At 38.3% G+C, this 23,430-nt stretch carries 17 protein-coding genes, 1 tRNA gene and 4 pseudogenes; 9 read left to right on the top strand and 13 right to left on the bottom strand.

Features of this window, described 5'->3' with window-relative positions; genetic code table 11:
• Nucleotides 1-328 (top strand): annotated as a pseudogene (locus PVV59_RS07870) (replication protein C); the annotation flags it as partial.
• Between the two features lie 39 nt (nt 329-367).
• Here PVV59_RS07870 and PVV59_RS07865 read toward each other — a convergent pair.
• A complete protein-coding gene (locus PVV59_RS07865; protein WP_273755588.1) occupies nt 368-820 on the bottom strand; it encodes a hypothetical protein in 453 nt (150 codons plus the stop codon).
• A gap of 3 nt (nt 821-823) precedes the next feature.
• Nucleotides 824-1,162 carry a YqjD family protein gene (locus tag PVV59_RS07860; protein WP_273755587.1) on the bottom strand — a complete coding sequence of 113 codons (339 nt, stop codon included), beginning with the start codon at nt 1,160-1,162 and terminating at the stop codon, nt 824-826.
• 838 nt (nt 1,163-2,000) lie between these two features.
• Here PVV59_RS07860 and PVV59_RS07855 point away from each other — a divergent pair.
• Both PVV59_RS07855 and PVV59_RS07850 read left to right on the top strand, forming a co-directional pair.
• On the top strand, nt 2,001-2,876 hold the full coding sequence (locus PVV59_RS07855) for a MotA/TolQ/ExbB proton channel family protein (protein ID WP_273755586.1): 876 nt from the start codon (nt 2,001-2,003) through the stop codon (nt 2,874-2,876).
• Nucleotides 2,873-3,430 (top strand): biopolymer transporter ExbD, encoded by a 558-nt coding sequence (locus tag PVV59_RS07850; protein ID WP_273755585.1) that lies wholly within the window; start codon nt 2,873-2,875, stop codon nt 3,428-3,430. Before PVV59_RS07855 ends, PVV59_RS07850 begins: the two co-directional genes overlap by 4 nt.
• 1,240 nt (nt 3,431-4,670) lie before the next feature.
• On the opposite strand, the gene dut is transcribed toward PVV59_RS07850, so the two are convergent.
• Both dut and PVV59_RS07840 read right to left on the bottom strand, forming a co-directional pair.
• On the bottom strand, nt 4,671-5,210 hold the full coding sequence (gene dut, locus PVV59_RS07845; RefSeq protein WP_273755584.1) for a dUTP diphosphatase: 540 nt from the start codon (nt 5,208-5,210) through the stop codon (nt 4,671-4,673).
• Between the two features lie 417 nt (nt 5,211-5,627).
• A complete protein-coding gene (locus PVV59_RS07840) occupies nt 5,628-6,437 on the bottom strand; it encodes a VIT1/CCC1 transporter family protein (RefSeq protein WP_273755583.1) in 810 nt (269 codons plus the stop codon).
• Nucleotides 6,438-7,784: 1,347 nt separating this feature from the next.
• Here PVV59_RS07840 and PVV59_RS07835 point away from each other — a divergent pair.
• Nucleotides 7,785-8,417 (top strand): hypothetical protein, encoded by a 633-nt coding sequence (locus PVV59_RS07835; RefSeq protein ID WP_273755582.1) that lies wholly within the window; start codon nt 7,785-7,787, stop codon nt 8,415-8,417.
• 312 nt (nt 8,418-8,729) lie between these two features.
• Nucleotides 8,730-8,924 (top strand): hypothetical protein, encoded by a 195-nt coding sequence (locus tag PVV59_RS07830; protein WP_273755581.1) that lies wholly within the window; start codon nt 8,730-8,732, stop codon nt 8,922-8,924.
• 1,297 nt (nt 8,925-10,221) lie between these two features.
• Here PVV59_RS07830 and PVV59_RS07825 read toward each other — a convergent pair.
• The 3 genes and pseudogenes from PVV59_RS07825 to PVV59_RS07815 form a co-directional block, all read right to left on the bottom strand.
• Nucleotides 10,222-10,749 (bottom strand): annotated as a pseudogene (locus tag PVV59_RS07825) (type II toxin-antitoxin system PemK/MazF family toxin).
• Nucleotides 10,750-11,154: 405 nt separating this feature from the next.
• Nucleotides 11,155-11,724: a disulfide bond formation protein B gene (locus tag PVV59_RS07820; RefSeq protein ID WP_273755580.1), complete on the bottom strand. Its 570-nt coding sequence runs from the start codon at nt 11,722-11,724 to the stop codon at nt 11,155-11,157.
• A 12-nt stretch (nt 11,725-11,736) separates the two neighbouring features.
• A complete protein-coding gene (locus PVV59_RS07815) occupies nt 11,737-12,342 on the bottom strand; it encodes a YqaA family protein (RefSeq protein WP_273755579.1) in 606 nt (201 codons plus the stop codon).
• A gap of 221 nt (nt 12,343-12,563) precedes the next feature.
• On the opposite strand from PVV59_RS07815, the gene PVV59_RS07810 reads away from it, so the two are divergent.
• Nucleotides 12,564-12,648: transfer RNA gene (locus PVV59_RS07810), tRNA-Leu, on the top strand.
• A 1,534-nt stretch (nt 12,649-14,182) separates the two neighbouring features.
• On the opposite strand, the gene PVV59_RS07805 is transcribed toward PVV59_RS07810, so the two are convergent.
• The 3 genes and pseudogenes from PVV59_RS07805 to fumC form a co-directional block, all read right to left on the bottom strand.
• A complete protein-coding gene (locus PVV59_RS07805) occupies nt 14,183-15,073 on the bottom strand; it encodes an outer membrane protein (protein WP_273755578.1) in 891 nt (296 codons plus the stop codon).
• A gap of 1,432 nt (nt 15,074-16,505) precedes the next feature.
• Nucleotides 16,506-16,645: pseudogene (locus PVV59_RS09930) on the bottom strand (hypothetical protein); the annotation flags it as partial.
• Nucleotides 16,646-16,795: 150 nt separating this feature from the next.
• Nucleotides 16,796-18,184, bottom strand: coding sequence for a class II fumarate hydratase (fumC, locus tag PVV59_RS07795; protein WP_273755577.1), 1,389 nt, complete (start codon nt 18,182-18,184; stop codon nt 16,796-16,798).
• Nucleotides 18,185-18,417: 233 nt separating this feature from the next.
• Between fumC and groES the strand changes: the two genes are divergently transcribed.
• From groES to groEL, 3 genes and pseudogenes are all read left to right on the top strand, one after another.
• On the top strand, nt 18,418-18,714 hold the full coding sequence (gene groES / locus PVV59_RS07790) for a co-chaperone GroES (RefSeq protein ID WP_005774667.1): 297 nt from the start codon (nt 18,418-18,420) through the stop codon (nt 18,712-18,714).
• A gap of 60 nt (nt 18,715-18,774) precedes the next feature.
• Entirely contained in the window at nt 18,775-20,418 is a 1,644-nt protein-coding gene (gene groL / locus PVV59_RS07785) for a chaperonin GroEL (RefSeq protein ID WP_273755576.1), read from the top strand.
• A 109-nt stretch (nt 20,419-20,527) separates the two neighbouring features.
• Nucleotides 20,528-20,696: pseudogene (groEL, locus tag PVV59_RS07780) on the top strand (chaperonin GroEL); the annotation flags it as partial.
• Between the two features lie 757 nt (nt 20,697-21,453).
• On the opposite strand, the gene PVV59_RS07775 reads toward groEL, so the two are convergent.
• The 3 genes from PVV59_RS07775 to PVV59_RS07765 are packed head-to-tail and all read right to left on the bottom strand — an operon-like array spanning nt 21,454 to nt 23,393.
• Nucleotides 21,454-21,972: an HNH endonuclease gene (locus PVV59_RS07775; protein ID WP_273755575.1), complete on the bottom strand. Its 519-nt coding sequence runs from the start codon at nt 21,970-21,972 to the stop codon at nt 21,454-21,456.
• A 44-nt stretch (nt 21,973-22,016) separates the two neighbouring features.
• A complete protein-coding gene (locus PVV59_RS07770; protein WP_273755574.1) occupies nt 22,017-22,613 on the bottom strand; it encodes a DUF262 domain-containing protein in 597 nt (198 codons plus the stop codon).
• A gap of 9 nt (nt 22,614-22,622) precedes the next feature.
• Entirely contained in the window at nt 22,623-23,393 is a 771-nt protein-coding gene (locus tag PVV59_RS07765) for a hypothetical protein (protein WP_273755573.1), read from the bottom strand.
• Nucleotides 23,394-23,430: the final 37 nt, after the last annotated feature.

Raw genomic sequence — 23,430 nt, 5'->3', positions numbered from 1 at the left:
TATTTGTAATTGTAACAAAAATGAGTGTTCAGATTTTTCTGAACACACTCAAATTAACGACATGACCTACGGTCATGAAAAAATAGCTTATGAAAAAACAGAGAAAAGCAAAACTGAAACCACTTTACCTCCAAAAAAGAATAAATCGCTTCAAATCAAACCAGAATTTTTAACTGAAGCATTGCCTAATGTTGCTATGTTTATGAAATATGGGCTGCAATCTGAAAGAGATTTAATTGGTTCTATGGAGTTTTTAGCTAAAATGAAGGGGATTTCTTCTCATGCTATTAAAGAAGCTAAAAAGCAAAAAAGTGCTTTCTTTGTATGATAAAAGAAAGCACTTCGGGGGGGGGGTAGGATCACAGCTTTACATATTTTCATCTAAAAAGCGGTCTTTTTTATCTTTTTTCCACAGAAAATACGTTGCTAGTCCGAGAATCGGTACACCCAATTTGACAAAAGGAAGATGTTGACTGAGAACAGCAAGGCTGGAAATAGTCGCATCTGTCATTAGTTTGTGGTTTTGTTCTTCGGTCTTTTTTTGTTGGTCATAGCGTTGATAAACTTTCAGAACCCTGTTGATTATAAACGCTAATCCTGCAAGAAAAAACCAAATTAAAAACATGGTACTGGCGGCAAAAAGTGGCTTCATAACAGTACATAACGCAAGAAAACCAATGATACATAAAAAAAGCAAAGCCATAAATAATGAAATGCCAATAAACCCACAGCAAATTGCTTGAAGGCGCATTTGCTTGACAGTGCTTTTTAGCCCTCCACCGACCAGATGGTTTAAAAGAGGAGCGATAAATTTATGCATGGCTTAACGACGCAGTAATTGAGAAAGAATAAAACCAACGCCTGCTGCAAACAAAACGCTTTTGCCAGGATTTTTGCGAATACATTGATTCATGGTTTGTTCAAGATCACTGATTTTATCTTTTGCTTGAGACATGATGTCTTCACTGTTTTCTTTCGCTGAGTGATACAGTTTTTCCGCTTTGTCTTTGACCTCATTGAATTTTTTTGCACCAAGATCTGTCAGTGTTGAGGTCATCCCTGAAACTTCATGACGTAACGTTTCAAGTTGTCCCTGGAGCTCGTTTTGTGGGTCTTTTTCTCCAGTTGTTTTATTTTTTTTTGTGTTTTTATTATTGTCCATGATGGTCTTTCCTTCTCTTGTATAGTTTTGTTGGTGTGTTCATCGTAATCATTTGCATTGGAGTGAAAACTTTTACTGCTTTTGTAACGCCAAAAGTTTTTTTTGGTTCCTTGTCTTTTTGTGCAATTTAAAATTGTTTTTGATAAAATAAATCTCATCGATCACTCAGCTTGTAAGAGGAGCTCTTGTCCTATTAAAGCATCTCCCTTTGGTGAAATTGCTTTTATGCCTTTGAACGCTTAAAGTATCTCCATGATCCTTTTGGCTTGTTTAAAAGAATGTGTCTCTTTTAATTATGAGAAGAGAATTTCAGAGCATTGTTTTTTAAGAGGAGAAGATCTTTTTCTTTAAGGGGTTCATTTTTGCTGTTTATCCCGAACAAATTATTCCATGCTGGCAAATATTTTATTGGGTTTATTCAAGAGCGGCTGAATTGAGATAAGCTTGCGAGATGAGGGGCTTATTCAACAGGAGTGATGATAAATTATTCTTATAAGTCAATGTGTTGTAAGTAGAAAAATAATGCGTTATTTTTATATTTTTATAAATTGAAACATCATGTGGGATATTTCTTATAAGTCTATCATTTTGCCAAATTTACGCAGTAAAGCGACTTAAGTTAAGATAAACTTGTGAAGGGGTATAAAAATTTCTTGAGTGATCTGGCTGGGGGAAAAGAGAATTTAGGAAATAAAACTATACTTGATTTATCAAGTTTTCTTTCTTAAGAAATGTGAAAGTGACGTTGAAGGGAAGTGGCAGTGTGGAATAGTGGTGCTCTGCGGATTGACGTTTCATCGCATAAAGAAGATTAAGACCACAAGAGTGTGAGACAGAAATGGAATCTGAAACAGTCCCTTTAGAGAGTCGTTCTGCTATATTGGTAGGACATGATTTTTCGCCTTTTTCTATGTTTATGGCTGCTGATTGGGTGGTGAAAGCTGTTATCATTTTGTTGTTACTTTCTTCTCTTGTGTCTTGGACAATTGCTTTTGTGAAAATTGTTGAGATCACTGTGGCAAAACGACGCGTGCGTCATGAACTCCGATTGGTTCTGAACGCTCAGACTCTCACGCGTTTGGCTGCGAGCTTGAAAGAAAGCAAAGGGGCTGGAATGTTTTTTCTCAAAGAAGTCCTTAAAGAGGTCTATCTTTCAACACAAGAGGTTCATTTTACTGCTTTCGAAGAGGTCAGTGAAAGCGCCGCTGAGAGAACCAATCCAAGGAAAAGTGCACAAACGCTTGAAGATATTCTCTTTTATGAGGAAAATAAGCAATATGGAGACGTTTCTCGCGATGTTTATGTTCGCGATGTTCATGAAGGTTTAAAAGAAAGGGTTCATTCGCTTTTGTCGCGTTGTTTGTTGGCTGCAACACGTCGTATTGCGTGTGGAAATGCTGTTCTTGCAACCATTGGCGCTATTGCGCCCTTTGTGGGGCTTTTTGCAACGGTTTGGGGAATTATGAATTCTTTTATTGGGATTGCTCAATCGCAAACAACGCGGCTTGATGTGGTTGCTCCTGGAATTGCTGAAGCCTTATTTGCAACGGCGATTGGGCTTTTTGTAGCGATCCCCGCCGTTGTTATGTATAATAGCCTTATGCGTGCTTTGAATGCTTATCGCAGTGATTTAGGTGATATTGCTGCTGCTCTTGAAAGGCTTTTGAGTCGTGAACTGGATCGACAAAAACAACAGAAAAGTCATAAAAAATGAAAGCAAGCTTTAATGATGATTTTGATTTCGATGAGAGTGGGTTGCACAGCGAAATCAATGTGACCCCTTTTATTGATGTTGTGTTGGTATTGCTGATTGTTTTTATGGTTGCTGCACCTTTGGCAACATCTGTCATTCCTGTTCAGCTTCCTTCGATAACGCAAGCACCTTCCGTGGTTCAACCAGATGAGCCTCTTTATGTCACTTTGCAAAAAGATCATTCTCTTTACATTGGCAATCATCTTATAGAACAAGCAGTTTTGAGGGAAACTTTGTTGAGGGAGACCAAGCAAAATTTAGAGACAAAAATTTTAATCAAAGCTGATAGTGAAATTGATTATGGCATTGTCATCGATTTATTAAATCAAATACGCATGGTTGGGTATAGTAAAATCGGTCTTGTCGGATTGCAAAACGCTTCCAATTTTGCCGCAAGAGATGGGGAAAATCATAAAACAGCAGATGAAACAAAGGGACTTGTTGTGACAGAGGGTGCTATTGATGGAGTGGGGACTAACGTGGTGGGTCATGTGACAGGCGGAAACAATGAGTGATACTGTTAAGGCTCATATTTCTGGAATGGCTTCTATCCCCATGATAAAAAAATAACTGATAAAAAAAATAGCTTTGTTGAAGGACGTAAAGCAACTTCATCAAAGTTATATCAAAGTCATAGAATGAAATTGATGAGGGGACTATCGTTGATTGATTCAACCAAAGGCGTATGCACTAGAAGCGTAAAATTGGTTTGATCGGATTGCAAAACGCTCTCAATCTTGCTGCAAGAGGGGCTCTATAAAGCAGCCGTGGTCATTGTTCTTTTTGTCTGAGTAGAGGTAAAGCTACGGCGTCCATGAATAAATGGTCATGTTTTTATAAAATAAGAATAAAAAAATCTATTGAGTGTTCCCATTTTAATGCCTTATAAAAGAGATCTTTATACTCTTCCAATGTTGCGGTCGCCCTTGGCACATGTGTTCATTATAATTATAGGCATTTTTAGTCTTTTTTTCGTCTTTATTTGTACGGACAACAGCGCTTGTAATGGATAAGAGACGTAGGTTATGATGGCTGTAAAAACAAATTGGCCGTGAGAAAATCTTATGGCATTTGGATCATTCATTTTACAAGACAATGAAGACAATGAATTTTACTCAAATCCTCTCAAGAGGATGTGTCTTCTAGATCATCGTAACCAATTGTTTTAGGGGGTTAGCGGGTATGTGAGGGGGGCGTTATGGAGAGGCTTTGTGCGTTTCAAGTGAAAAGCGTGGAAGAATGCGTGCTTTAAAAGCTCCAAGGGATCAAGAAAAGACATATTAGGAAAGACGTATTAGGGTATGTGAGAGGTTTTTGCTTCTCTTTAGGGGACATTATCAATCAAGGATCGCAGAACTTGCTTTTGCTTAGTGAGAAAGTTCTAAACCTTGTCCGTGAGCAAGATGCTGAATGAATAAAGTCGTGGGGTTGTGAAGATTTTGAAGAGATATAAGGAGAGGACGGATACAAGGCTTGTGCGTTTGATTACAAGGTGAGAGCCTTGGGCATAAATGGGCGCTGCTTTTCTTTAAAAGCTTAAGATGCCTCAAAAATTAAGGGTTCTGAAATAAGAATACATCAAATCAATTTTTCAAGCTGTTACGGTATCAGTATTATGATGACGTACTACGTAAAGAATTTCTCTAGATTTCAAAGGATTCCAAAACGTTAAGGGATCCCCCAAAGTTAAGAAATCCGGAAATGAAAGAATCTTTGAAATAAGCTCGTGTCGCTTTAGACTGTCCTTATTGTAATTTAAGTATGCCCTGTTGAACCAAAACCTCCTGTTCCACGGCTCTCTGCATGACTTTGACTGTCTTCTTGCGCTGGTTCAATGGCACAAACATTCACTTGAGTCACAGGGGCGATGACGGTTTGAGCAATGCGCATGCCTCGTTCAATAGAAAAGTCTTCCTGACCACAATTGATGAGAAGGACTTTGACTTCACCACGGTAATCACTATCAATCGTTCCTGGGGTATTAAGGCATGTGATGCCGTGTTTTAAAGCTAAACCAGAGCGTGGGCGTATTTGTGCTTCAAGCCCAGGTGATAAATGAAAAATAAGACCCGTTGGAATAAGAGCACGTTGTCCTGGCGAAAGGACGAGCGTTTCTTCTTCTCCAATGGCGGCCCGTAGATCAAGACCCGCAGAACCCGCTGTTGCGTAGTGAGGAAGTTCTAAGCCTTGTCCGTGTGCAAGACGCTGAACGAATAAAGTCACGGGGTGTGAAGATTTTGAAGAAACACAATTTTCTTGGTTGTTTAGTGGTGTTTTGGTTTCAGTATGCGGCATGATCAAGGCATTTCCAAAATATGAGATCTAGAAAAAAATGATACTTTAACAAAAGATATCCATAAAACAAGTCGATAAAGGTTTTTTGATACAGGTTGTCCCCAGAGCTTGGTTATTATCTTTTGTTAATCCACAAGACGCCAAAGCTCCATCAGCAGCATTTTCCAATAATGGTATCAGCAATGATATCAGCAAGAATGGCTTATGCCTATAAAGGAACACGGGCTTATTTAAAACTAAATGATTTGTTACAGGTGAGATTTTTTAGATACTACCGATAAGATTATCAAAGCATTAGTAAGAGCCTCTTTCAATAAAGGGATTGTCAATGATGATTTGATGTTCCGTTAAAAGGGGACGACCTATGAGATAGGCAAAATTATATGCGATAAGCGAAATTATGGAGACGTGTTTTTTTTAAATACTGCCGATAATAATCCCTGTAGCAAAAACCAAAGCCCCCCCAATGATGACTTGTAAAGAGGCGCGCCAAAAAGGGGTTGACATGTATTTGTTCTGGATCCAGACGATGGCGCCTAGTTCGAAAAAAACAATGATACAGGCAATTACTGTTGCAACATAAAAAGAATTGATCAAATAAGGAAGCGTATGACCTAAGCCGCCCAATGTTGTCATAATGCCGCTGGCAAGACCTCTTTTCAAAGGAGAACCACGCCCTGATAACTTCCCATCATCATGGGCTGCTTCTGTAAACCCCATTGAAAGTCCCGCCCCAATGGAAGCTGAGAGACCAATCAAAAAGGTTTGATGCGTTTCTCCTGTGGCAAATGCTGCGGCAAAAATGGGGGCAAGGGTGGAGACAGAGCCATCCATTAACCCAGCAAGACCTGGTTGAATCCATGTCAAAAGTGTTTGTTTTTGCGCTTTCGAGGTTTTTTTTATGGTGTGATTTGCTGCTGTTTTTTTAGGAGAGGGTTGGTTCCCCTTGTTTTTTATAAAAGAAGTTTGCTCACATAATCTATCCGCCGTGTGGGAACGGTTATGGCAAGAAAGACACAAAAGTTGCTTATAATTTTCAAGCTCTTTAAGCCCCATGGCGGTAAAAACCGCCGCTTCTTTAGAGGAATAAGGCTCTAGAGCTTTTGCATATTTTAAATAGAGTGCAGTCTGTTGTTCTTTTACTTTGAGCGCTTGAAGGAGAGTTTTTTGTGCTGAACGAAAGAACAGAGCCTTACGCCGTACAAATGAAAAAAACGATTTCAACATTCTCTGTTCCTTTACACTTTAGAATAATTCTAAAAGATTAATCAAAATAAACTGGAAGTCAACCTAAAAGTTACAAACTGAAAAAGTGCAAAAAGGTTGCGCTGAAAAAAAAAGAATGTGGTGCCACCATGAAAATAAAGCTGGAAAATCAAGTCAATAAAGGAGATTTATCCAAGGGTGTTGAGAGGAGCGCCCGTGAAAAAATTGAGAAAAAATATATTTTATTTTGTTAAAAGGAACATTTGAATGAAGCATTCTCATGGATTTAGACTTAAGAATGGATGAAAAGAAATAAGCCAGCACCATCATTTAGTTGATGCGTTCAAAAGACGATAGAAAAAGACGATAACACCTTTTTGAATTTTGAAATCGTTCTTTAAAAAAAGACCTTGTCTCAAGGGTAAAAGAGATTGATTTATAATGATAATTCATTGTTTGTACATTGAATGAGAGTCTCGAATAATGTAAGATTTTCTTATTCTAGACCTCTCTCCTGTTGAATTAATCAAAATCACTCGCTTGTACGTCAAAAGTGGGATGAATCTGTGGATAAAATTTGTATAAGATAAGGATTAACAATGACTCTTATTGAACCACCTTAATGTAAGGTCTGTCACAAAATCCACGAGCTAGCAAATATAATGATGGTGCCGGCGTGTTCTTTTATGAAGCGTAAAGATGGGGGCATTCAAGGATCTAAGCCCCTTTTCGCGAAAGTTCTTGTGAAGGGAAGAGCAGTAAGGCGCCCATGAAATAGTATAAATTTCCCCCGTGAAAGAATAAAGATCTCTTGAGTCTTCTCATTTTGATGCTTCTAAAAGAGCATGCCGGTACCATGACAACATCTTCGTTCCCACTGTTTGCGACAGTCTTTAGCACTATTCATTATAGGCATTTTAATTGGATCGTTTTACAGCCCGCATCCCATTTTAAGTGTAAGCTAGTCCTCTTATGATATTAGCATTGAGGTGGATTTATTGGCGTCTAACAAATTATCTTTTGTGCTGTGATTGGGATTGGTTTTAAAGGTTGGGGTGCAAAAGATATTATCATAGCAAATTAGTTTGATCACGTATGAAAATTGATGCTTTATGAAGGGTCATTTATCGCCTTGCAATGCGCCTTATATCTTGCATGAAAGCCCTAAATTCAGTAGGATTCTCTCGCTTCAAAACTTCTTATATCAAAATCATTTCCTTGTGAATCACAAGAAGGGAAATGTTGTAAACCACTTAAAAAGTGTAATAAATTCGGGAGGAAGTGCATAATCTCTCTGTGTAGTGAAGGAGATTGTTCTTAGCATTTTGAAAAAAACGTTCAGTTTTGTAGAAAAAAGCGGGAAAATATATGGAAATTGATAAAGGTTTAGAATTATGGCGACTTCTTAAAAAACTAACATTATCGCAGGCAGCACTTTTAATAGCTGGATTAAATCCAGGAAAATGTCGGTTTGTCAACAAAATAGAACCAGAAAAGGGTGATATTTACGAAGGTAATGTTCTTTTATCATTAGAAAATACTGCTAATTTCCGAGCAGTTTATCATGCCATCGTTCAAGCAGGAAAAGACTACCAGTTAACGATAGAATGGTCGTACTATAATTTTCAGGATTTTATAGATGCAGATTCCTCACATGTCCTCGTTGAAGATTTAAAAGAATGGCTTTTATCATATGGTCATCGCCCTGCATTTTTCTTTTCCGAGGGTGGTGCTGGTGAAGTGAAGGATCAAAAATATGCGTTTCAAGATCCAAATCATCCACGTTATGCTCCAAAGCTTGCTGCAGCTGTGGCGGTGTGGGAAGCAGTGAGCGAGGCTGCACTAGGTACAAGTGTTAAAGCAACGCTTGCGGAATGGCTGCAAGAGAATGGTAAAAAATATGTAAAGAAAAATGGTGAAGTAACAAAGGAGTTCATTGAGCAGGCTTCAAGTGTTGCCAATTGGGAAACTCGTGGTGGGGCTCCTTCGAAAAAAAACTAAGGTTTTTTTATCAGCAAAAAAAGAAAAAGATCACTAAAATTACGTCATTTTTTTTAATAATTTTGAGAATGTTTTCCTATTTAGGGGGGAGGTTTTTGTCTTTCTCCCCTAAGTTATAAGCAATTGTTTTTACATAAGAATAATTTTTATCGTATTTCAATGACTGTTTAGAGGGGGAAAAATAGACATTGTTGGGCAGTAAAACTTCCCCTCTCGTTTTCATAACTTAACCCTCTATTTTTATTATATTTTTTTTGGCATTGTTCAATTCGAATCAATTGAAATGAAGTTAAAAATGCACTGGAGTTTACAATGCTAAAAAAAATATTGTCTTTTTTTACAGGGCGCAAAAGCGCAAAAAAACCTCAAGGAAATATACCGATGAATGAATCGATATTGGAGCAGCCTGTGGCGGATGAGGTGGTGCGCAAATCATTTAGAATAGGTGTATTATCGTTTTGGTTAAAATTTGAACTTATTATTGTGATGGAAAAGATCAAAGCGTGACACCATGTGCGCGCTATAAGGAAAACTTCTTTTCTATTGCGGTTTAAGATTTTTCTTGAAAAATTTGCGCCATAGTAAAACCCGCTCTATGGCATTCCCTTAAAAAGATAGCTTATGCTTTATCATGATGAAAATACAAAAAAACGGCTGTATGGCTTGGTCACTCTGGAAGAATCTGTCGCTCATACAGATGATGAGCGATATTTTATCTTTTGCCTATTTATTTCTTACCAATGAAAAGTGATGAGCAAGCTTTTGTTCTATGGTGATGATGGTTAATGTTGAGGAATGATAATAGGGAATGGCCACTTGGGAATGAAGAGCTTTTAAGGCGATAGGGCAAAGGAGAATATATTCCGCTAAAGGGATGCGTTTCTTGAAAATAAAGTTGACCATTAAAATTACTTTTTTAAAATTTTTTTTGTCTATTCTTTATAGATGGTGAAAAAAGAGGCTTTGAGAGCATCAGAAATTTGGCAGTAAAGAAAATCAATTCAGTAGTTTGGCATAGTTTTTTATTTGAATAAAGCCATGGAGAGCTTTCTGTTTTGGAAGCTTTCTGCTTTTATGAGAAATATCCCCAGTTATCCAGAATTTTTCTGACTGTTATGGTTTTGTTTAGGTGAAGTCTTTTGCTTTTCATTGAAGTTTTTTGCAAAAAAAGGGGGATGAAAGGCAAAGAAATAATTTGAGGGCTGAAAATTTATTTGCTTTGTTGAAAGCTATGAGAGATGGGGTCGAGCATTGAAGTTTGAGGCAAATAGACAATATGATGTTCTTATATGGGGGAAACAGGTGGTGTGCTGATTTTTTCTTGGTGAGAGAAAGATGTGCTTCTCTCATTTTTTCTCTCTTGTGGAATGATATAGTTCCTAAACTTAAGCAGATGTTTGCGGTAGAAGGCGCGGGTGGAGGGCATAAAGCCTATTGATCAATAGACTTCTTTTTTGTGTCGTGCGTGATTGATATTTTTTAACACCTAAGGATTAGTTTTAATGATCTGTTGCTTTCTCGAAGGATATAGGCAACCATGTTAGGAGAATATACGCTGTTTATTGTGAAACAGTTTTCTAAAGGGAGAAGTGAAGGAGGTTATGAGCTTTACTGATTGGGTAAGTCTCTTTGTTTTAAGTTTGTGATCTTTACTTTTATGTGATGGTGGTTATGCTCTTATTGGATCGTTTAAATCAAAGGGGGAACTTAAATGACGAAAGGTGTGGTTTTCCACTCCTGCGTTCTCTCCTTGCGGAGAAGCGGATACCGTTACGGATGTCCGTATATGTTTTCCTATATATGCTTATTTTTTAAAAAGCCAAAGGTGTAAAGGGGGTAAATGTTTAAGCATAAGAGCAACAACCTTATGAAATTCTTCCTCTGATAACCTTGGGATGCCATGTGAGCGAACTAAGATGGTTTACCGAAACGGTTGTCGCATAATTGCAGAGAATCCATGCTTTTTTATGTTCTATCAGAGATTGTAAGGCATAAGCCGCAGGATTATTCGGTTGCGATTTTGTAAAAAATGGCAAAACCGTACCATTCCCGTAGCGTTTTTCCTTCTTAGAGAACCCTAAAATAGGACGTTTTTTTTCTGTTCTGGTAAGATTAAATCATGCGGAAAATCGCACCAAAAACTTGTCGAATGCGTGGTACTGATTTGAGCCGATGTTTTATATGAGGGGGATAAAGCGCATTGAGATCTCAAAATGACTCATGTTCTCATCATGCGCTATGATCGTGTTCCATCGCACTATGCGGTTCTTTAAGGTGATAGATCTTCTGAAAGAGTGAACGGGGAAGGCGTTGTGTTTTTATTTTCAGGCATGGTTGACCATTCAATATTGAATGGTTCCCTTACTTAATCCTCTGATCGCTTTTCTGCCGCCAGCTTCTATCAAGATACTGCTGATAATACAGAGAAGCAAAACGATAAAATACAGGTATCTGTTGTTTCTCTTCCCTTTTTAAGAGGAGGATATTGATAATAACATTAAATCTGCAAAGGCATGAAAAAGAAAACAGAGGGAGATTTTACAAACAAAAGATTGTTTCATCCTCTTTAATGTTTAAGGAGAAGTTTGATGAGAAGATGATATTTGTGGACGTGTGTTAAGGGGACGATTTTTCCTGTTCTGACTCTTTGTGTTAACGCGTTCTTTTGCAGTGAAGACCTACGCGCTATACGGTTTTTTTTAAAGAGCACGTATGCTGTGCTGCGTGGGGGGATTTTTTATGTCTTGTAGCCTGAAAGAATGCCTTTTGATGTAATATAGAGGCTCATAAGGGTGAAAAGGAGGCTTGCAACCACATTCCAACCGGCAAATGAAAGAAAAAGAAAATGTGTGGGCGCTTCTGAACAAGAAGGAGGGTGAATGTTGTTTAATTGATTAAGAAGCTGGTTAATATCTGAGGTTTTTCGCGCAGCATTTAAACCACAACTGAGAGGAGCTTCCCAAAAGCCATATTCAACACCGGCATGATAAATGGCTAAAACAAGGCTGATGCTCATTAAGACAAAAACACATAAAAATAAAAGTTGTATCCAAGAAGACATGCGAAAAAACCATGCTCCAAAACCTGCTAAGAGCAAAAATGGTATGGCACCGTAATAGGGAAAACGCTCGATTAGACATAAATCGCAAGGAAGATACCCATCAAAATGTTCAAAACCAAGGGCGAGACCTACGGTAGCAGACAAGCAAAAGGCTAGAAAAAAAGCCCATAAACTTTGCTCTTTTCTGCTAGGTTCTAGATGAAGATGCTTGTTTAAAAGGGAATGGGAAGACAAAACACATGCCATTGGGTCTGTTCCTTATAAAAGCTGTTTGTTAAAAAAAGCTATGAAAATCCCATAAATTAAAAGGAGACTAACACATCCCATAAAGATAATCCATTTGAAATGCTGTCTTAGAAAATTCATTGCTTTTTGTCCAAAATGTTTAATCAGCCACGCAAGAAGATAAAAACGAGCGCCTCGGGAAAAAATACAAATGAGAATGAAAAGTTCAAGATGTACATTCATCACACCTGCCAAAATTGTGACAATTTTGATGGGGGGAAGGTGAAAAAAACCTGATGTTATCAGTAAAATAATCAGAAATTGCAGGGTTGCATGGTTTTTTAGAGATTCAAAACTTTCAACTTTACCGTAAAATTCTAAAATGGGTTTGGCAAGGGTGTCATAGGCAAAATATCCGATAAACCAACCGGCAATCCCTCCTAAAACAGAACAAATCGTTGCAATCAAAGCATAGCGATAAACCCGCTTTTGACGGATAAGCAGCAGTGGGATATATAAAATATCTACGGGAATTGGAAAAAAAGAACTTTCAAGAAAGGCAATGAAACCAAGCCAATGTGGTGCTGTACGCCGATTTGCTAGAGAAATCGTCCAAAGCTTTAATTTATTTAATATCATGCGTTTTTTATAAATTTAAGTGGTAAAAACTTTACAAATGAGTTTGCTATAAATGAAATTGCTATAAATCCGATAAAAAATATTCCATTAAATAGAGAAGAAAAGGAGAGGAATTCTTAAAAAATCAGAAGTCTGCTGTTGACGAATCTATCCTTCTTCATATAGTGCAAAGAAATAATCGACAAGTCTGTCTTTATAGACCTGTCTTTTATAACACAAGTGCGGGTGTGGTGGAACTGGTAGACGCGCCAGACTCAAAATCTGGTTCCGAAAGGAGTGTCGGTTCGAGTCCGACCACCCGCACCACTTGGATAAAGATTTCCTTTATCAATCAACACTTCCGCTTTATTCTGTCATCGTGCATCATATCGATTTGTAAAATATTGCGATTTATCAATATTCATTCTTTTGCCTGTTGAATGAACGACCTTGAAGATTAGAGGGGGCTCTTATTTTTTAATCTGTTGATCACCAATCAACCAAAATCATGTCTCTTGCACATTTATCGTGCACGCGTATCGTGTTATCGGGCGCGTGTATCGTGTGTGCGTGTGGGGCCGTATCAGCCAGATGCGCTCGTGTGGTATAAAATTGTACAAGAAAATATGCCTTTTCATGAATCTTATTAGGTGTGAAGGGCTATCCTTGGAGGGGGAAAAAGTATAGGAAGCTTCCAGCATGCTCTTTGATGAAGAGTAAAGAGGGCGCCATTTTATTTTTAGATTTTATTTTTTATAGGCGTTGTGGTGAAATGGGTTTAAGGATTCAATATTTTTTGAAAATACACGCGCAAATGAGCAGGTGTATTGTGTGTGTGAAGCAGGCTTTGGTTGGGAGCGTTCTCCTATGACATGAGAGCTGTGAGCCCAAAATGGGTTGAGAAACAAAAGCGTGAGGCGATGTGAAGCACCACTCTTTAAAAAGATACTGTTTGATTTTTGCTTGCTAAAGCAAACGTCAAAGGAGAGAGGGAAGCTGGAAAATGAGTTGCTACAAATGCTTTTTTCATCTTTACAATTTCATATTCTTCCCCAATGCGTTCTTCTCCAATCAGATTATCTCTTTTGTTTCAGGTATGACACCAACAGAGAGAGGCAATATCCTTGTTCCATTCTGGCAATAGAAGAGTTGTAAATAGCGTCATCTAAAGTGGGGTGATAGAAGGTAAGCCGTTTCACTATTGTTTTCAGTGTGTCTTGAATATTCAGGTGAGGGTTTGCTCATTGTTTTTTAAAGTTTAAGTGGAACCCATGAAGTGGGAAGTCAAGAGAAATTCACCCTAGAGTTGTTGTTTCTTTATAAACCGACATGAGGTTTAAAGGAAGGGAAAGATCTTTGTTTTTTCAAAGATGGGGCGAGAAATAAATTCCAGTGATCCTATCAAGTGATTTTACTTTAAGACAAAGAGATGATCGGTGAATTGATACTGAAAAAACGGATTATTTGTCGATGAAGAAGCATGCTTTTGAGAGGGGTGAAGAAGAGGTTGAAAAATGAACATACCAGCTTCTTTTATGCTGCTGTTAGGTTACCATCAATTGCTGCTTTTGATGCGCAGTATGTATCTTTGTTTTAAAGAAATATCAGTGCTCTTATTTATTTCATGCAATAGTCGTGCAGGTAAAGCTCTTATGTTTTTAATGCATCCTCTAAAGGGGATATGCGAGAAGAACTTGCAAAAAGTTGCACTGTTTTGCGTTCCTTTGTTGTTTTTGTAATCCTTTGTTGACAGTTGAGCACTGCTTTTTTTAAAGTCTTCGTCTTTTTTAAAGGGGGGAGAGTCATAAAAAAAACCCTGTTTTAAACAGGGTTTTTAAAACGTTTCTTTTTCTATAAGACATTAGAATTTATAAGCGATGCCAAGGCGAAAATTATGCGCTTGATCGCTTATTTTAAGTTCATCATTTGCAAATTTCTTTTTAAAAAAATCTGTATAACGATATTCTGTACGCATGATAATGTCATCGGTCATGGCAAGATCAAAGCCACCACCAAGAGTATAACCAATCATTACTTTTGTTTTATCAAACACATTGCCAGAAGCAAATACTGTCGAATCTTCATGTGATTTTGTTAAAAGTGATAGGATATATTGCATCTGTGTGTAGGCAATACCCCCTGCAATATAAGGCATAAGACGATGGGAAGCAAAACCAATGCGCGCGCGCAAAGCTCCTCCCCATTTTTCTTTCAATGTTACACTGCTCACAACAATATCATCAATGTTGGGTATCGTTTCATCCTGAGCTGCAGGTTTTATAATAGGAATCCCGGCTTCTTGAAAGACAGCGTTAAGAGTGTCTAATTTATCGAGAATTTTCTTGCCATTATCCGTTTGGGTGTCTTTCCAACCAGACCAGATCATATCCGTATCAACACTGACAATAAGGTTATTTCCTAGGTCAATATTAGAACCTACATAAAAACCGCTGACAAATCCTGATGGTTTTGCTGATAAATCTCTATTGACCAAAGCCCATTTTCCGCTCTTTTCTTCGGGCGTGTAATTTAAATTGCTCTTATTGGAAACATATCCAGTTTGTCCCCCAAAATAAAAACCAGACCAAGAAAAAGGCGTAGAAAAAGTCACTGGCGCAATCTTTGGGGCTAAACCACTTGATGCTGAAATATTCGGTGTTGATGGCTGAAACATTACCGTATCAGCTGCTTGCGCTGTTGAAGTAGTCATAAAAGTCAAAAGAGAAAGTGCAATTAAACATTTTGTATTCATAAAACGTCCCCAATTTATTTCAATTACATAATGTATTATGCATAAATCAGTTAAAAAAATCTATACATAATTTCATTATGAAAAAATAAAATACACTCAAAATCCATAATTTTTCAGAGTTAAGCATTTTAAAAAAATGTATTTATCTTGCTCTTTTCCCATAAAAAATATTAATTTTCAAAGCTCTTCTAGGGTTATAGTCTTTCAGTGCTCTCTGTATTGTATAAAACATTATGGCGTAATAAATAAAATTTTATCTTGTTGAAAAATATTATTTCTCAAACTTAAAAACACTTTTTTTGTTATTTATATATAAATACGTTATACATAACGATTTTTATTTTTGTGCTTAATATATATGCTGAATATCCATATCCTCGTCTTAAAAAGGGCAGAGGGGCCTTTCCTATTTTCAATATTGTGTGTGCTTTTGCATGACGATAGCCTTGGGGAATGATAGCTTTAGGGATTTGAGAAAAAGAGCCCCTTTTTTCAATTGTTTTTTATTGGTATGCCATGCTTACTTATGACGATCCAAGTGCATCATTTGGATTGATTCAATGAAATATTAAAGAGGGGTGAATATTAAAAAGGAGAGGATATGAACAATAACAGGGGGGTGAAGGGGGAGCGTATTTTTCCGGTTTCCTTTCATGTAAATTTTCATTCAGGAAAAATCATGAACCATTTTTCTCGTTCGTTTCAGCCAGAACAGGGATGAGATTCTAAAAATCAAATGTCATTGGCAATTTTTTAATGAGAGCAGTAGGGATCAGCGTATGGAGTTAGGCATTCGAGGAAATGGAGATGGGTGCCATGATGCGCGAGCACTTCAAATTGATTGCGCACTGTTTTAAAGGTTATTACTATATTCTTGAAGGGGGGGTGATTGTTTTGAGTAAAGGTAAGGTCAAAACCTTGTGAGACATTGCGTTTTGTTCTGATAGATGTTGCTTCTATTGAGCATTCCCACCATTACTCTTCATAAAATAAAAAGGGCAAGCTGGTTTCATCATATATTTGGATTTATTCTAAAATTGGGGTATGTTCTAAAATGTTGTGGACCATCCTTTAGCTCTTCTCGACGGTTTATTAGAGGCATTTTAAGTCTTTTCTTACGATAATTTTATGTCATACATGCATCTCGATTATGAGGCGCAAGAAACATGGTTTGGGTTGATTTAATATAAATGGCTTTAAAATGAGAAAATCTTACAGGTATTTAGGACGCGCATTCAAGTTGAATAAAGAGATATTATCATTATAAATCAATATACTATATATTTTCATCAGAGCTAAAATGGAGATGAGAGCCTAAAATAAACACTGTGAGCAACGCTCATCGGGGTGACACACCCCGATGACTTTGAGGGATAAGGTTGAAGAAGTTTGCCTGTTCTTTATTGGCTTCTTTTATTGAGGAGCGATCATCTTTTTTAAGATCAACCAGCCGGTCATAATCTTCTCCTAAAAACGCTTGGCTTTGAGGGCTTGAGTGCGCAAAGTTGTATCATTTTTATGCGCTGCTTTGGCAATTCTAGCTGCTTTTTCATCGCCAATTTTGGGAGTAAGCGTTTCTTTGGATAAGGCTAAAATGGAGATGAGAGCCTAAAATAAACAGAGCCTAAAATAAACACTGTGAACAACGTTCATCGGGGTGAGACACCCCGATGACTTTGAGGGATAAGGTTGAAGAAGTTTTCCTGTTCTTTATTGGCTTCTTTATTGAGGAGCGATCATCTTTTTGGGATCAACCAGCCGGTCATAATCTTCTACAGAAACACCTGCTTTGAGGGCTTCAGTGCGCAAAGTTGTATCATTTTTATGTGCTGCTTTGGCAATTTCAGCGGCTTTTTCATAGCCAATTTCTGGAGCAAGAGCTGTGACTAACATGAGCGAGCGCTCCATGAGGGCGTGAATATGAACGCGATTGGCGCGTAATCCTTGAATGCAATGCATATCAAAAGAACGCATGCAATCCCCAAGAAGGGTTATCGATTGTAAAACGTTATAGCCAATAACAGGTTTATAGACGTTGAGTTCAAAATGCCCTTGACTAGCGGCAAAAGTTACGCTGGTATGATTGCCAAAAACTTGGGTTGCAACCATGGTCATGGCTTCACACTGGGTGGGGTTAACCTTGCCAGGCATAATAGAGGAACCGGGTTCATTTTCAGGTAAGTTGAGTTCGCCTAAGCCGGAACGGGGACCAGAACCTAAAAACCGAATGTCATTGGCAATTTTAAAGAGATCCGCGGCTAAGGCATTCAAGCTGCCATGGAAATGCGCAAGAGCACCATGATGTGCAAGCGCTTCAAATTTATTGTGTGCCGTCTTAAAGGGTATTCCTGTGAGGGTGCTGATTGTTTGTGCAAAGGCAACGTCAAAGCCTTTCGGGGCGTTGAGCCCTGTTCCCACAGCTGTTCCGCCTTGAGCAAGCATTTGAACATCAGCAAGGGCTGTTTCAATACGATGAAGATTGGCTTCCAGCGCGACCCGATAACCTGAAAATTCTTGTGCAAGCGTTAAGGGAGTGGCATCTTGTGTATGGGTGCGTCCAATTTTGATGATGTCGGCAAATTCTTCTTCTTTTTTCTTGAAAGTGGTAATGAGCGCTTCAAGAATAGGAAAAAGATGTTGGCGTGTTTGCAGCGTGGTGGCAATGTGAAGTGCCGTGGGAAAGGAATCGTTGGAGGATTGACTCATATTGACATGGTCATTGGGATGAACGGGCTTTTTGCTTCCCAGTTTTCCCCCCAAAAGCATGCTGGCATGGTTGGCGATCACTTCATTGACATTCATATTGCTTTGTGTCCCTGAGCCTGTTTGCCAAACAGAAAGGGGAAAATGCTCATCAAAAGCACCAGAGAGAACTTCATCAGCCGCTGTGACAATCGCTTTGCCGATCTTGGGAGAAAGTTTGCCTTTGTCCATATTGACAAGGGCGGCTGCTTTTTTCACAAGGCTTAGGGCGTAAATGATGGTAAGAGGCTGCTTTTCACTGCCAATATTAAAATTATGCAGAGAACGTTCAGTTTGTGCTCCCCAATAACGATCTTGGCGTACCGAAATCGTTCCAAAGCTATCCGTTTCCTGACGTGTTTCAACCATGATATAAGATCCTTTATTTGTTTACGGGTTCTTAAAAAAGCTAGATAACGCCAAATAGCAAGAAGAAGCAAGACGTGGAAGTTTTATTTATAGAGAAATTATTTTATGACTATCCTTGACATTGAGAAAGGCCGATTTTATATCTTGGATAGTGTTAGCACTCACACTTAGAGAGTGCTAGCAAGAACTTTCTAAGATTAATGCAATTATGTTCAGTTTTAAGGATTTAAAACATGGCTAATATACAATTCCGCCCACTTCACGATCGTGTCGTTGTTCGTCGGGTTGAATCTGAAAATAAAACCGCTGGTGGGATTATCATTCCTGATACAGCAAAAGAAAAACCACAAGAAGGCGAAGTGATCGCTGTTGGCAATGGCGCTCTGGATGATAACGGAAAGCGCGTGCCTTTAGAAGTCAAAACAGGGGACCGTATTTTGTTTGGAAAATGGTCTGGAACTGAAGTCAAGATTAATGGGGAAGACCTTTTAATCATGAAAGAATCTGACATTATGGGAATTATGGGCTAATTGAGAGTCCCTCAATTTTTCATTGTGTACTATTTTGAAAAAACTCCAAGGAGAAATTAAATGGCTGCTAAAGAAGTCAAATTTGGCCGTGAAGCGCGTGAGCGTTTGTTGCGCGGTGTCGACATCCTTGCTAATGCGGTTAAGGTGACACTCGGCCCTAAAGGGCGCAATGTGGTGATTGATAAATCATTTGGTGCTCCACGTATCACAAAAGACGGTGTGTCCGTTGCAAAGGAAATCGAACTGGAAGACAAGTTCGAAAATATGGGTGCGCAAATGTTGCGCGAGGTTGCTTCTAAAACCAATGATATTGCTGGGGATGGAACAACAACGGCAACTGTTTTGGGACAAGCGATTGTGCAAGAAGGCGTTAAGGCTGTTGCTGCAGGCATGAACCCTATGGATCTTAAACGCGGGATTGATGCGGCTGTGGATGAAGTGGTGGCTAATCTTTTCAAAAAAGCCAAAAAGATCCAAACTTCAGCAGAAATCGCACAAGTTGGAACCATTTCTGCCAATGGTGCTGAAGAAATTGGTAAAATGATTGCAAATGCCATGGAAAAAGTGGGCAATGAAGGCGTCATTACCGTGGAAGAAGCTAAAACAGCTGAAACGGAATTGGAAGTTGTGGAAGGAATGCAGTTTGATCGTGGCTATCTTTCCCCTTACTTTGTTACCAATGCTGAGAAAATGGTTGCGGATCTTGATGATCCTTACATTCTCATTCACGAAAAGAAACTATCTAACTTGCAATCCTTACTCCCAGTTTTAGAAGCGGTTGTGCAGTCTGGAAAACCCCTTCTTATCATCGCTGAAGATGTGGAAGGTGAAGCTTTGGCAACGCTCGTGGTCAACAAGTTGCGTGGTGGTTTGAAAATTGCTGCTGTAAAAGCGCCTGGCTTTGGTGATCGCCGTAAAGCAATGCTTGAAGATATCGCTATCTTGACATCTGGACAGGTGATTTCTGAAGATGTGGGCATTAAGCTTGAAAATGTCACTTTGGATATGCTTGGTCGTGCAAAGAAAGTGAATATTTCTAAAGAAAACACCACCATTATTGATGGTGCTGGACAAAAGGCTGAAATTACTGCACGCGTTAATCAGATTAAAGCGCAGATTGAAGAAACAACTTCTGACTATGACCGTGAGAAATTGCAAGAAAGATTGGCTAAACTCGCTGGTGGTGTTGCTGTTATCCGTGTGGGTGGTGCAACAGAAGTTGAAGTGAAAGAAAAGAAAGACCGTGTGGATGATGCGTTGAATGCAACACGGGCGGCTGTGGAAGAAGGTATTGTTGCTGGTGGTGGTACCGCATTGTTGCGTGCAGCAAATGCATTGACCGTTAAGGGAAGCAATCCTGACCAAGAAGCTGGTATTCATATCGTTCGTCGTGCTCTTCAAGCACCTGCGCGTCAAATCGCAACCAATGCCGGTGAAGAAGCAGCTATTATCGTTGGCAAAGTGTTGGAAAATAATGCTGATACATTTGGTTACAACACCGCAACGGGTGAATTTGGTGATTTGATTGCGTTGGGAATTGTTGATCCTGTGAAAGTGGTCCGTTCTGCTCTTCAGAATGCAGCTTCAATTGCAAGTCTTCTGATTACAACAGAAGCAATGGTAGCTGAAATGCCAAAGAAAGAAACTCCAATGCCTCCAATGCCTGCTGGCGGAATGGGTGGTATGGGCGGAATGGATTTCTAAGCTTTTTCCCCTAGAGAGAATGAAGAAACGGGTCTTTTCGGCCCGTTTTTTTTAAATGCTTTTTCACGTTTTGCAACCGGTGAATTTGGTGATTTGATTGCTTTCAAGAATTGTTGATCCAGTGAAAGTTGTGCGTTCTGCTCTCCAGAATGCGGCTTCAATTGCTAGCCTGCTGATTACAACAGAAGCAATGGTTGCTGAAGTTCCAAAGAAAGATACACCAATGCCTCCAATGCTTAGGTGGCGGAATGGGTGGAATGGGCGGAATGGATTTCTAAGCTCTTATTCCATAGAAGTAATAAAGAAACGGGCTTTCTATGCTCGTTTTTTTTAATGCTTTTTTACGTTTCGTACAGTTTTTCCTTTTATGATAGTGATCTTATAGCATTTTGTTATTTTTCATTGGTTGATGTATCGCCATTGTGAATAGATCTCTCTCTTTTTCATGACTTTTTCTCTTGCATTTATGAGATGTTTTTATTGTGCGGGGATCGTGATTTTCTTTGAAAATATTTTATTGATAAAAATACAACTTTTTGATTTATAGTCATTTCTTTCTTATACAGTTCTATTTTTTCATTTTAAGTTTATGCATGCACCATTAAAAAAATCCTGTGTTTGCGCTTTAGAAGGGCGAATGGTTTTTATGAACCAATGCAAGGGTTCGTACCCATTGAAAGTTGAAGAGAGAAAGTTGGACAGAGCATGTTGGGTCTTGTTTGTTTTTTTTATGAATAAGATGCTGGTGTTTAAGCTTTTCTCTGTTAAAGGGCTTTTGTATACTGGGACAAGCATATCTCTGTTTGGTTAATCTCTGCAATAGAAAGACAACCTCATTGAGAAAGAATGTAAAGGTATATAAGCACGCGTCTTGTCATCATCTTTTTGCTTTATGACTTTTAAAGGTATTTATAGTAATATCTTATTAAATAATGAAGATGATGCCTCAAACTTTTGTTGCTTGCGTATCTTTTTTTGTGAAATTTCGTCATTATGTAGCACTTGCACAAAACCAATGTTTATTAGTGATTTGTGTTATTTATTACCCTTAGCTCTATTATGAGTTTTGCATAACATTTCACAATTAGCCTTGTCGGTTGCTCCCCCTTTACTCCAAGCGGTCACATGGTCTGCATCCATGTCGGCAAGTTTCCAAATTTTATTTTTATTGACATTGTCACTGATTGCACATAGCGGGCAGTTTGAAATACCATTCACTTCGGCATTGGCGGTTTGTTTGGCATAGGCTGATTTTTTGGTAGCTTCATCAAATACTCTTACATTAAGTAATTTTTTATCCATCATACCACCTAGCACATATTCAAAAGTTCCTTTACGGTCTTTGACATAAGGGTCTGCATATAGGGTTTTTACTTGCTCACTAATGGTTTGCGGATTGTAAGGCTTGGATTTGTAGGTTTCATATAGTCGTCCCCATTCTACCCCCTGCATTTCTTTCTCAACAGTAGTAAAAATCCCTGATACCCAGTCAATTACGGTATTAAAATAGGTTTTTAGTTCGCTAATGTTGTCATCATGACGGTGACGGCTCATGTAGTCGCCTACATTGTTACGGCTGACCCATTCAAGGGCGGTGGCTAAAAAGTCTTGGCGTAAAGCTGATCCTCGCACAAACTCGCCCATTTGTTAATATTGGCGTTTTGGCTGTTGCTAAATTCGGCTTTTGCTAGGGTTACAAATTTGCCTGAATAGACAGCATTTAATAATTCTTGTTCATTGAGTGGTACGCCTGCAATGTTGATGGTTTTAAACCAGTTTTTAATTTCGATTTCCTCACCGTCACACACATATACTAAAAGATTGGTTTTATTAATCAAATCTTGCTGTTCAGGTGGTAGTGAGTTGAAATATTGCGGGGTCTTATTGTTATCCATGATGGCAAATTTATTGGTAACAAATCGCCCGATACTGGTAATGCGTTGCTGTCCGTCTAAAACCTCATAGATACCATCCCCTGTTTGGTTAAAATACAACAAACCCAATGGGTAGCCCTTTAGGATAGATTCGATAACGGCAACATCACGTTTACCATCAGCATAGATATAATTGCGTTGGTATTCAGGTTGAATGGTAAGTTTGCCAGATAAGCCAAATAAGCCTTTGCCTTCAAATTCGTTGTAGGTGAATCCATGACAGATATCGGCAATGGTATAGGTCTTAAGCGTGGTTTTCATAAATTATTCTTATTTCCCGTTAGATGCTTCGTCAGCGACAACATTTAACATTAGTTGGATTATAGAAATACAATCAAGGGCATTTTTAATTTTTAATTTTCGATATTTTGCGGTGCTAGACTTATTGAAATTATTTGACTGCATAGAGCCATAATATGATATCGTGTCATCAAGCATCATTTCTTTGGTAGCCCCACCGACAAAATAGACAACCAAATCTCGTTTCAAAAATAAATTATCATCGAAATACTGTTCATTTAAAAACTTAACTGTAGTCGCACTATAATCTATACCGCCTTTATTATTTTTAACGAACTGCCCGTTACTGTAATCAATACTAAAAAGAAAACGCAAATAGAAATCCCTATCCATTTCTATAGTTTTAACATGGTTAGTATAAGTCCCTAATATATCAAAATCTTTTATTATAGCCTCTGCTATTGGCTTAAATGGAAAAGAGGAGCGTATCTCTACTGTTTTTATGGCTTGATGTTCAATGTCTGACTGGTCTTTCCATCTTTTGATAATCTTTATATCAACTTGATTGATAGAATTATTTGACCTATCTATTTGTATAGAAACATTTTTACTTGTATTGTAGTGATTAAGCATAGTAAAGCATAATTGCTCAATGATAAGACCACACAAGCCTTTTAACTGAATTTCTCTTAAATTTCTTGTATCACCTGACGAATTGGCTGAATTAAAATTTATATTGCTTAAACGCTTTTTTGCAATCTCAACGATATTTTGAGTGTTTTGATTATCAGGTGTAAGCACTATACGCTGTATTCTAAATGGTAGATTGTTGAAATAA

Source organism: Bartonella sp. MM73XJBT.G, from assembly GCF_028618435.1.
Classification (GTDB): Bacteria; Pseudomonadota; Alphaproteobacteria; order Rhizobiales; family Rhizobiaceae; genus Bartonella.
This window is presented reverse-complemented; position numbering and strand designations above follow the sequence as displayed.